Source organism: Corynebacterium sp. sy017, assembly GCF_017918135.1.
GTDB lineage: Bacteria > Actinomycetota > Actinomycetes > Mycobacteriales > Mycobacteriaceae > Corynebacterium.
In genome coordinates this window covers 655,910-665,514 of record NZ_RZUE01000002.1, presented here as the reverse complement: position 1 = coordinate 665,514, position 9,605 = coordinate 655,910, and the positions used below count along the sequence as shown (strand labels likewise).

The following is a 9,605-nucleotide window of genomic DNA, read 5'->3' as shown; positions in this document are numbered from 1 at the left end:
ACTCTCCACAAAAACACTCACAAACAAAAAAGTAAGCAAGCACAGGCCGTGAAAAGCCCAATACCCAACAAAAAACAAAAACCAGCAAACCAACCAACCACACCACACAACACACAACCAAGTCATACGTCACACAGCGCAATCAATCAATCCACCAAAAAACAATGAAGAGCATCCCATCGACGAGACAAAAACACTCCCCACAAAAAAACAATGTTAATCAACCATCAAAAAATGATCACTATCAGTACACTATCGAGTTCTCAAACAACACCCACCACCAAACACCAACCCCCAACAAAGAAGCCAGCACTCAACAGCAGCGAAAATAAACAATACAAACAACACCCCACCACTGTCAAACACACAGCACACAACAGGTTTTTAGGAGCTTACTCTTTCAATTGTTGCGCCGAGTTTTTGCATATTTTCCACAAAATTAGGATAACCGCGGTCAATGTGGAACACATCATGAACCTCAGTAATGCCATCTGCACACAATCCAGCTAGCACTAAACCAACTCCAGCACGAATATCAGAACTCCATACAGGCGTCGAGGACAATGTTTCTACACCACGCAACACCACATGATGTCCGTCGACAGTAGCATCAGCGCCCAGCCTGGTCATTTCATCCACGAAACGGAAACGAGCCTCAAAGATATTTTCTGTGATCACGGAGGTTCCCTCGGCAATTGCAGAAATACCAATGGCCATCGGCTGTAAATCTGTAGGGTAGCCAGGAAACGGAAGAGTTTGATAGTCCACTGCCATTGGGCGGGAATTCATACGGACTCTAAACCCAGATTCATAGGTTTCAACTTCAGCACCAGCAACTTTTAGCTTTTCTAACGGCAGATGCAAATAGCGTGGCGCAATACCGCCAACGGTAATATCCCCTTGAGTCATCGCTGCAGCATATGCCCAGGTTCCTGCCACAATTCTATCGCCGATTACTTCATGGGTAGTAGGCGTTAGCTCAGAGACACCATCAATAGTGATCGTCGAAGTGCCCTCACCTTCAATTTGCGCCCCCATTTCTTTGAGCATGGTGCACAAATCAACAATTTCTGGCTCACGCGCTGCATTATCCAAAACGGTTCGACCTTTAGCCAATACCGCAGCAGTCAGGATATTCTCCGTAGCACCAACACTAGGGAAATCAAGGCTAATTTCTGCGCCGACGAGTTCTTGAGCTTCAGAAACCACTGCACCATGACTAATGCGTGTTTTTGCACCGAGTTTTTCTAATCCGGACTGGTGCATATCAAGCGGACGGGATCCAATGGCATCACCACCTGGTAAAGCCACAACAGCTTGCCCGCAACGAGCAGTCAACGGACCTAACACACATACGGATGCACGAAATTGACGCACTGCATCAAAATCAGCATTGGGCGATAACACTGCGGGCGTAGTAATACGCACCGTCGAGCCTTCTAATTCAACGCTACAACCCAGTCCTTCTAATACGCGCTTCATATACGGCACATCAAGAATTTCTGGACAATTAGTTAATGTTGTAGTTCCCTCAGCCAATAGCGATGCAGCCATCAGCTTAAGCACACTATTTTTTGCACCACTGACGTGCACAGAACCTCGAAGCCGAGCTCCACCTGTTACAAGAAAACGATCACTCACTCCCCCTAGCCTACCGAAGTCCTACCCTGAACGTCGATAAGCAACTACGGTAGAGGTCATGGCTATTCATTTAACAAAAATCTATACCCGCACTGGCGATGATGGACACACGAACTTGTCCGATTTCTCCAGAGTTAGCAAAAACGATGTACGGCTTGCGGCATACGCTGATTGCGATGAATTGAACGCAGCGCTTGGGATTGCATTAGCTGCAGGTCATCCTGAAAAAAAGATAGCTGCATTGCTTAAGAGAATCCAGAATGAGCTTTTCGACGCCGGGGCAGATTTATCCACCCCCATACAAGAGAACTTGGGCTATGAACCGCTAAGAATCACTCAGGATTATATCGATCGCTTAGAACAAGACTGCGATGAATTTAATGAGCACTTAAGCAAACTTGATTCTTTTATCCTGCCTGGCGGCACTGAACTAGCTGCATATCTACATCTGGCACGTACGATTGCCCGAAGAGCAGAACGCAGCGCATGGGCTGCGATAATAGAACATCCAAAGACCACAAATAAGTTAGTAGCCCAGTACCTTAATCGGTTAAGCGATCTCCTGTTTATCCTCTGCCGTACAGCCAATGAAGGCAAAGACGTAAAATGGGTACCCGGCGGTAATCGCTAGATACCCATGTGCTACATAATCGCTACATAATCACTGTGATGTTTTCTTCATAAGAAAACACACGTATTCACATATCAAGGCAAAGCACCAATCCGACGAGCTGCGTTCACAGCCTCATAACGAGTGTGTGCACCAAGTTTACGCATAACCGAGCGCAAATAGCTCTTTACGGTTTCTGCACCAATGCCCATTTCTTCTGCCGCCTCGACATTAGTGTGCCCCAGTGCAACGCAAGAGAGAACATCAAGTTCACGAGCGGAAAGTTTAGTAGTTTGCTTCACTCGTACCGGCGCTACCATTTGATCGCATAGCTCTTCTAGCTCTGCGCGCAATTCTTCTTGTTCAATGCGATTTGCCAGCATTCTTAGCTTGGAGTGAGTAGAGCGTACTTGCTCCCACTCAGCACCATTCATGATGCGACCTTGTTTATTCATGCCAGGACGCAATCCATCACTGCGTCGAGCAGCAGCGTTAATGGCAAACTCTTGTTCCAAAACACGTGCCGTCATAGTGACTTCTTCGATGATCTTATCACCAAGGCGCACTGGGGAATGCACGCCGACGTAGAGAATACCTTTTACTTCTCGATTAACAATAACAGGTACTGCAACAACTGAATGCAGGCCTTCATCCTGGATAACCGAATCAAGTTCATGAGAAATGCTGTTTGCGCGAGTATAGTCACTTACTCCAATGGGGCGACGAGTGCTCAATGCACGACCACCAACACCAACATTGCTATCAATAACGAGGTTTTGTAGTGCTGGGGTTCGCAAACCAACCCACTGCCCTATTTGCAAGCGATTATCAGGTATTACCGCTGCATACATTGTGACTGGAATACCTGTAGAGGTTTTGAGCGAAGTCAAAGCAGAGCGTATAGCTTCATCATCCTCTTTTAGCCGCTGCATTTCCATTAATGTTCCTCCTGAAAATGTACCCCTTTTGGGGTATGCAAAACATCCTGTCGAAAGTATAGCTTTAGCGCGGGGGTATGCAAAACCATGCTATGCATTACTAATCCCACATTCAATGCATGATCTGATCAAAAAAATGACAATTTTTCACACCCTATCCCCCTCCATTTTTCACCACAAAATAACAGGTTTCAGACTGATCCGAACATAATCCATACAAGTTTATAGGAGAACAAGCTAGACAAATATCCTGCTATATGGGTTTTTTATTTCAGGCATAGACAAAAATTCCCCGTAGAAAACAAATATGCCACGACTTATCATCCCCCCTTTGCACCTACAAATACACCTACCCCCACAAAAGCCACAAAACGGACATGACGGCCTCGAAGCATTAAAGATTTATGGGACACACGGTGCTAACTTTTTCTAGTTATTTCTATTCATTATTTATCTTTTTATCTGCATAAATTATAAAAAATCTTAACAAGCCATCTCCCTGATTATCCCTCATTACCAAAATTAGACAGACCGTTCCACAAGTAAAGACAGTTCTGTCTAGATTTATTTACTGAGGCTGTGTACTATAACAGACAGAGCATGATGATTTTTCTAGTTTCCCACTCAAAAAGCGAAGCGAGTATAAAAGAAAAATCAGTAGTCATGCGCCCAATAAATTCTCTCAGCAACTTTAAGAACTCTAAGGAGAACCAATGGCTAAAATTTATGACAGTATCCTAGACACTATTGGCAATACCCCACTTGTGCGTCTCAACAACCTAACCGAGGGGCTTGGCGCAACAGTGCTTGCCAAAGTTGAATTCTTTAACCCAGCAAACTCAGTAAAAGATCGCATCGGAAAAGCGATTATCGACGCCGCTGAAGCCGCTGGAGAACTCAAAGCAGGTGGCACCATCGTCGAAGCCACCTCGGGAAATACCGGTATTGCCTTAGCCTTAGTTGGTGCAGCCCGCGGATACAACGTAGTGCTAACCATGCCAGAAACAATGTCCGTGGAACGTCGCGTCATCTTACGTGCTTATGGCGCAGAAATTATCCTCACTCCAGGCGCAGCCGGTATGCAAGGCGCTGTGGATAAGGCACATGAAATTGTTGCCCAACGCGAAGGTGCAATTTTAGCTCGCCAATTCGCACATCCAGCAAACCCTGAAGTACACCGCAACACAACTGGCGAAGAAATCTGGGCAGATACCGACGGCAACATTGACGTATTCGTTGCAGGAATCGGCACCGGCGGCACCATTACTGGCACCGGCGAAACCCTCAAAAAGCACAACCCAGACATCAAGGTTTTTGCCGTAGAACCAGAGGCATCTCCACTGCTCAACACTGGAAAAGCAGGACCACACAAGATTCAAGGCTTAGGTGCAAACTTCATTCCAGAGGTGCTCAACCAGAAAATCTACGAAGAAGTGCTCACTGTTTCTAATGAAGACGCAGTAGCAACCTCTCGCAGCCTAGGCGTAAAGGAAGGCATCTTGGGCGGCATCTCAGCTGGCGCCAATGTGAAAGCGGCTCTTGAATTAGCAGCACGCCCTGAGTTTGCTGGTAAGACCATCGTTACCGTTATTCCAGACTTCGGTGAGCGCTACATCTCCACCATCCTTTACGAGGATATTCGCAGTTAAACTCTCTTTTTCTCCATAAAGCGTGTGCCTGATCTGCATGAAACACCATGTCACGGCGCACGCTTTTTATATGCCAGTACACAACCAGAGACAACGTCGTCAAGCGCATAAACCTGCTAGGGTCTTTTCCTATGAACAAAATTATTGACAGAATCCGTGAAGATCTAAAAAATGCGCGCGAGCATGACCCTGCCGCGCGTAGTGATATAGAAAATGCCATCGTTTATTCTGGGCTGCACGCGATTTGGTCGCATAGAATCTCGCATTGGCTCTGGATACGTGGGCACAAAGGCATTGCACGCCTACTAGCGCAATTCACGCGGTTTCTCACCGGAGTCGAAATCCACCCTGGTGCCACTATTGGCAGACGCTTTTTTATTGATCATGGCATGGGTATCGTGATCGGCGAAACCGCAGAAATCGGCGACGGAGTCATGCTCTACCACGGTGTCACCCTGGGCGGTCAGGTCTTAACCCAAACAAAACGCCACCCCACTATAGAAGATGATGTCACCATCGGGGCAGGCGCAAAAATTTTAGGTCCTATTCGGATTGGAAAAGGCTCAGCCATTGGCGCCAATGCCGTAGTCACAAAGGACGTTCCGGCGGAGAGTATCGCTGTAGGTATTCCTGCAAGCTATCGACCACGCAAGAAGGAAGAAAAAATCAAGCTGGTGGACCCAGACTACTATATCTAGGTTGTATCTAGGCTTTTCGACGCCTACCTAGTTTGTGCTAGTGCTGCACCAGTAAATCCTGATACTCAGGATTCTTCTGTATAAAGGCTGCTACGGCAGAACAAGTAGCGATGACACCATATCCATCGGCACGGGTGTGGTCTAGCGCAAAACGGATAAGTGGTTTTGATAAACCTTGCCCCTGATATTTTTCTTTGACGAGAGTGTGATTAAAATTGCGTGTTTTACGCTGTTCGTCTTCAAGAAAAGTGGCATAGCCCGCTAAGGTATCATCAACGAAAATCTCAAAGCGAGATTTGGATTCATGCACAGCAGTATGGATACTCATACATATTTATCTTAGGCTTTAAGCAAAGATTCTTTTAGAAAAAAACGGTACTTCATAAGAAGTACCGTTTTATCTATGTGGCACGGACCGGGATCGAACCGGTGACCTTCCACTTTTCAGGCGGACGCTCTACCGACTGAGCTACCGCGCCACAGGCTAAAAAATAGCCAGCGACCCTGACGGGGCTTGAACCCGCGACCTCCGCCGTGACAGGGCGGCGCGCTAACCAACTGCGCCACAGGGCCAATGCGAATAATTCTTAAGAATCACTACACATACGCACAAAGAGCATTGAATACAACATATCTTTGCACGAGTTGATACATTACACAGAATGCTTTTTATTTAGCAAGTCTGCTGGTAGAAGCACTCTAGCATCTCTGCTTACTGATGACTCCAACAGCTTTTGCTTCGATAACACACCATCACTCCGGCTTGCCTACTCTCCATGCCCCCATGTTTCCCGTCCCTTGTCTTTAACGACGAGCTATAAAACAAACACTCCAGAAACCTTAACCGCTTAACGACGTCTACACAGCAAAACACCCTGCTATCCTGAACGTATACAGGATAACAGGGCTTTCACACAAGCGACCCTGACGGGGCTTGAACCCGCGACCTCCGCCGTGACAGGGCGGCGCGCTAACCAACTGCGCCACAGGGCCTTATTTTGTTATAGCTACCAAGTGGTAGTTGTACTCCCAACGGGATTCGAACCCGTGTTGCCGCCGTGAAAGGGCGGAGTCCTAGGCCTCTAGACGATGGGAGCTAGAACCATAGACACACTATAACCAGCTGTCTACGCTGTGTTGTACTATACTTGAACTTTCCAATAACACAAAATCAATGCTCAAACCATGTTTTCACTTATTCACTGTGTACTCTCTATGCACTCTCTATGCGGCGGAATGCATACCCTTGCCCAAAATGCACAGCACTAATTCTTCTCAGCCTGATCAGCTTTCTCAACTTACTCAACTGAATCTTGTCGGCAATGCTGGAGCATACTTTACAAAAACATCTTCAGAGAGTAATCTCACTAAGGCTATTGGTTTTCTTATTCCCTAGGAACCACATAGCTCGTACATATAACCTCGAATCTCGTGGTTATCTTGGGGTCGATTTTGGTTTCGACTGTGTACATTGCGCCAGGGGAAGCGTGCCGGTGCAGGCTAGAGACCACCGTAAGCGTCGTAGCAACTAAAATAAACGCAGAGAAAAACTCTCAGCGTGACTACGCCCTCGCTGCCTAATTTCAGCGACGCGTGTCTGTCAGCCTAGATTTCGTTCCTGATCTAGAATCTGGCATCGACTAAGGAACTTGCCGCATAGTTGTGTTATTAGGGCTATGTGGGACGCACACTGATAACTGGGCTTATCATCTGGAGGAGTTCGTCCCATCCAGAAAGTCAAGTAAAGATTCCGCGCGAACTGCGCACGGAGAAGCCCTGGCAAGGTGGCGCAGGACCCGGGTTCAATCCCCGGCGACTCCACAAAACCCTCTCTGGTTATCACAGCTAGAGAGGGATTTTTATATCTATAGATTTCGGTAAAAGATACTCGGTGCCCACATCTTTCCCACCACGACCACAACCACACTTCAAGAAAAAAGAAAAGCTCATGCAACACAAACGTATTACATGAGCTGGCAAACGCGTCTTACTTACCGAGTTTACGTCGTTGCACACGGGTACGACGCAATAGTTTACGGTGCTTCTTCTTAGACATACGCTTACGGCGTTTCTTAATGACAGAACCCATACAGGCTTCCTCGTTTCAATCAATAGGTTGTACAGTGCTTCCCTTTTTTTCAGTGTCAGCACAACCATGCCGCCTCTACGCCAGGGCAAGCCTTATGCTCACTCCCCATGTGTTACAAAGCCACGCATGAGATTCCGAACATGAGCTGACACGAACTTTAATAGTCTACCCATAGTGCTCTCAGGGAACCAAATACCTCACACTTACGTGTTGAAAAACAGTTAAAAATTGAAAAAAAAAACAGAAATATATACTCGAAGTTATGTTGAATCTCATTCTCGCAGCCATATCGTTCATTATTCTCATTGTTATCCCCATCATTGCGCTTCTCTCACTCTTGCGTAAACAACTCACGACCTCAGAAACTGCATTGTGGGCTATCGTCATTCTCATTGCCCCACTCATGGGTCCTGTTGCATTTTTCATGTGGGATGGTGCCGACAAAAACACTCAGTAATGTATGGCAGAGGCGTCGTAAAGCACAATGCTCTACGACGCCTCTTGCTATGTTTTAGCCTGCAATACCTTTTACGCGACGCCCCAGGTCACGTACGATCTCGCGCTCTTCAGTGCGACGTTTGATTGCTTGCCGCTTATCATAGTCTTGCTTACCCTGAGCAAGCGCTAATTCTACTTTCAAGCGCCCATCCTTAAAATACAGCGACAGGGGCACCAGGGTTTTCCCACCATCGCGAACCTTTCCTAAAAGCGAATCAATCTCTCGACGATGTAACAAGAGCTTTCGGGTACGCATAGGGTTGTGATTAGTCCAATGCCCTCGCGAATAAAGCGGAATGTTGAGATTGCGTAACCACACTTCCCCCTCGTCAATGCTGGCAAAGGAATCCACAATCGACACTTTGCCCTCACGCAGTGCCTTTACCTCGGTACCGACTAAAACCACACCACACTCATAGGTATCTAAAATTGTGTAATCATGCCGTGCCCTGCGATTGGTGGCAATCACAGGGTTATTATTTTTCTTCTTATCTTTTTTCTTAGCCATAATGCTTTACCATGCTAATTCTTTATGCGGCTAAAGAAAAACCAACAAAACCTACTTGCGGACGTACCAACGCAAGGTAGCTTGCGCAGTAATCGCAGCAAAGACAATACCGATCGCCGCTACAATTGGCAGGACTAGCCAGATGTCATTCATAGTTATTGGGGCAAGCAATTGAGCCTCGTAAAGACCATGCAATGTCTTATCAATAACCCAAACTTTTCCAGCGAAAATAGATACACCAGCAAGAATTGAACCAAAAATTGCCGCTATCACTGCTTCGAGCACAAAAGGAGCCTGGGTGTACCAGCGCGAGGCACCAACCATGCGCATGATAGAGATTTCTTCCCGACGATTAAAAGCAGCCAACTGCACCATATTTGCAATAAGGAATATCGCGGCTAATGCCTGAATACCCGCGCATAAGAAAGTAGCGTTACGGATTGAATCAAGATTCTCAGTAGCTCCACGCAAATCATCAACCTGATCCACAACTGAACTCACCTGTGGGAGCTGACGAATAACATCAAGCGGGGTGGTATCAAGAGGATCCGATAAGCGTACGTGCAATGCAGCTGGTAGTGCATCTGGTGATGTCTCTTGCACAAGCAAAGGATCAGAATTCTCAAATACCTGCACGAAACGCTCATAGGATTGAGCACGAGAACGATACTCGATAGATTCAATTCCTGATTCTTGTTCCAGCTTATCTTTTACCTCTCGGCACTGCGGGGAAGAACAATCAGGGTCCTGGGCAGAAACTTCTTCATTGAACTGCACCATGACCTCTACCCTGTCGAGGTAGATATCTTTTGTTTTTGCAGTCATATTGGTCACCAACACTCCTGTTGCCAGCAGCGCTAGCGAGATTGCTGTGGTAATCACAAGCGCAATGGTCATGGTGATATTTTTTCCTAGACCACGGAAAGCCTCACGAGTCACATAAGAAAAACTCATTATTTTTTACTCCCTTTGTT

Annotated in this window: 11 protein-coding genes, 4 tRNA genes and 1 other RNA gene; 6 read left to right on the top strand and 10 right to left on the bottom strand. The window is 46.6% G+C overall.

Annotated elements, in window-relative coordinates; genetic code table 11:
* Positions 1 to 384 precede the first annotated feature (384 nt).
* Entirely contained in the window at positions 385 to 1,641 is a 1,257-nt protein-coding gene (gene murA / locus EML15_RS06470; protein WP_144274078.1) for a UDP-N-acetylglucosamine 1-carboxyvinyltransferase, read from the bottom strand.
* A gap of 58 nt (positions 1,642 to 1,699) precedes the next feature.
* Between murA and EML15_RS06465 the strand changes: the two genes are divergently transcribed.
* Positions 1,700 to 2,272 carry a cob(I)yrinic acid a,c-diamide adenosyltransferase gene (locus EML15_RS06465; RefSeq protein ID WP_144274076.1) on the top strand — a complete coding sequence of 191 codons (573 nt, stop codon included), beginning with the start codon at positions 1,700 to 1,702 and terminating at the stop codon, positions 2,270 to 2,272.
* A gap of 74 nt (positions 2,273 to 2,346) precedes the next feature.
* Here EML15_RS06465 and ramA read toward each other — a convergent pair whose 3' ends face one another.
* Complete coding sequence (gene ramA / locus EML15_RS06460; protein ID WP_144274074.1) at positions 2,347 to 3,189, bottom strand: acetate metabolism transcriptional regulator RamA; 843 nt, start codon at positions 3,187 to 3,189, stop codon at positions 2,347 to 2,349.
* A 713-nt stretch (positions 3,190 to 3,902) separates the two neighbouring features.
* On the opposite strand from ramA, the gene cysK reads away from it, so the two are divergent.
* Positions 3,903 to 4,838 (top strand): cysteine synthase A, encoded by a 936-nt coding sequence (gene cysK / locus EML15_RS06455; protein ID WP_144274071.1) that lies wholly within the window; start codon positions 3,903 to 3,905, stop codon positions 4,836 to 4,838.
* A 131-nt stretch (positions 4,839 to 4,969) separates the two neighbouring features.
* Complete coding sequence (gene epsC, locus EML15_RS06450; RefSeq protein ID WP_144274069.1) at positions 4,970 to 5,536, top strand: serine O-acetyltransferase EpsC; 567 nt, start codon at positions 4,970 to 4,972, stop codon at positions 5,534 to 5,536.
* A gap of 37 nt (positions 5,537 to 5,573) precedes the next feature.
* On the opposite strand, the gene EML15_RS06445 is transcribed toward epsC, so the two are convergent.
* From EML15_RS06445 to EML15_RS06425, 5 genes are all read right to left on the bottom strand, one after another.
* The gene (locus tag EML15_RS06445; protein WP_144274067.1) at positions 5,574 to 5,864 is read right to left on the bottom strand and encodes a GNAT family N-acetyltransferase; all 291 of its coding nucleotides are present in this window, start codon (positions 5,862 to 5,864) and stop codon (positions 5,574 to 5,576) included.
* A 78-nt stretch (positions 5,865 to 5,942) separates the two neighbouring features.
* Positions 5,943 to 6,015: transfer RNA gene (locus EML15_RS06440), tRNA-Phe, on the bottom strand.
* A 20-nt stretch (positions 6,016 to 6,035) separates the two neighbouring features.
* Positions 6,036 to 6,109: transfer RNA gene (locus tag EML15_RS06435), tRNA-Asp, on the bottom strand.
* Between the two features lie 346 nt (positions 6,110 to 6,455).
* A tRNA-Asp gene (locus EML15_RS06430) sits at positions 6,456 to 6,529 on the bottom strand.
* A 31-nt stretch (positions 6,530 to 6,560) separates the two neighbouring features.
* Positions 6,561 to 6,633: transfer RNA gene (locus EML15_RS06425), tRNA-Glu, on the bottom strand.
* 158 nt (positions 6,634 to 6,791) lie between these two features.
* On the opposite strand from EML15_RS06425, the gene EML15_RS06420 reads away from it, so the two are divergent.
* Together EML15_RS06420 and ssrA are read left to right on the top strand one after the other, a co-directional pair.
* A complete protein-coding gene (locus tag EML15_RS06420; RefSeq protein ID WP_185967193.1) occupies positions 6,792 to 6,932 on the top strand; it encodes a hypothetical protein in 141 nt (46 codons plus the stop codon).
* Between the two features lie 46 nt (positions 6,933 to 6,978).
* Positions 6,979 to 7,360: a transfer-messenger RNA gene (gene ssrA, locus EML15_RS06415) on the top strand.
* Positions 7,361 to 7,523: 163 nt separating this feature from the next.
* Here ssrA and EML15_RS06410 read toward each other — a convergent pair.
* Complete coding sequence (locus EML15_RS06410) at positions 7,524 to 7,625, bottom strand: AURKAIP1/COX24 domain-containing protein (RefSeq protein ID WP_003402602.1); 102 nt, start codon at positions 7,623 to 7,625, stop codon at positions 7,524 to 7,526.
* Between the two features lie 262 nt (positions 7,626 to 7,887).
* Here EML15_RS06410 and EML15_RS06405 point away from each other — a divergent pair, with 262 nt between their 5' ends.
* Positions 7,888 to 8,082: a PLDc N-terminal domain-containing protein gene (locus tag EML15_RS06405; RefSeq protein ID WP_144274065.1), complete on the top strand. Its 195-nt coding sequence runs from the start codon at positions 7,888 to 7,890 to the stop codon at positions 8,080 to 8,082.
* A 54-nt stretch (positions 8,083 to 8,136) separates the two neighbouring features.
* On the opposite strand, the gene smpB is transcribed toward EML15_RS06405, so the two are convergent.
* Both smpB and ftsX read right to left on the bottom strand, forming a co-directional pair.
* On the bottom strand, positions 8,137 to 8,631 hold the full coding sequence (gene smpB / locus EML15_RS06400) for an SsrA-binding protein SmpB (RefSeq protein WP_144274063.1): 495 nt from the start codon (positions 8,629 to 8,631) through the stop codon (positions 8,137 to 8,139).
* Between the two features lie 51 nt (positions 8,632 to 8,682).
* Positions 8,683 to 9,585 (bottom strand): permease-like cell division protein FtsX, encoded by a 903-nt coding sequence (gene ftsX, locus EML15_RS06395; RefSeq protein WP_144274061.1) that lies wholly within the window; start codon positions 9,583 to 9,585, stop codon positions 8,683 to 8,685.
* Between the last annotated feature and the right edge of the window lie 20 nt (positions 9,586 to 9,605).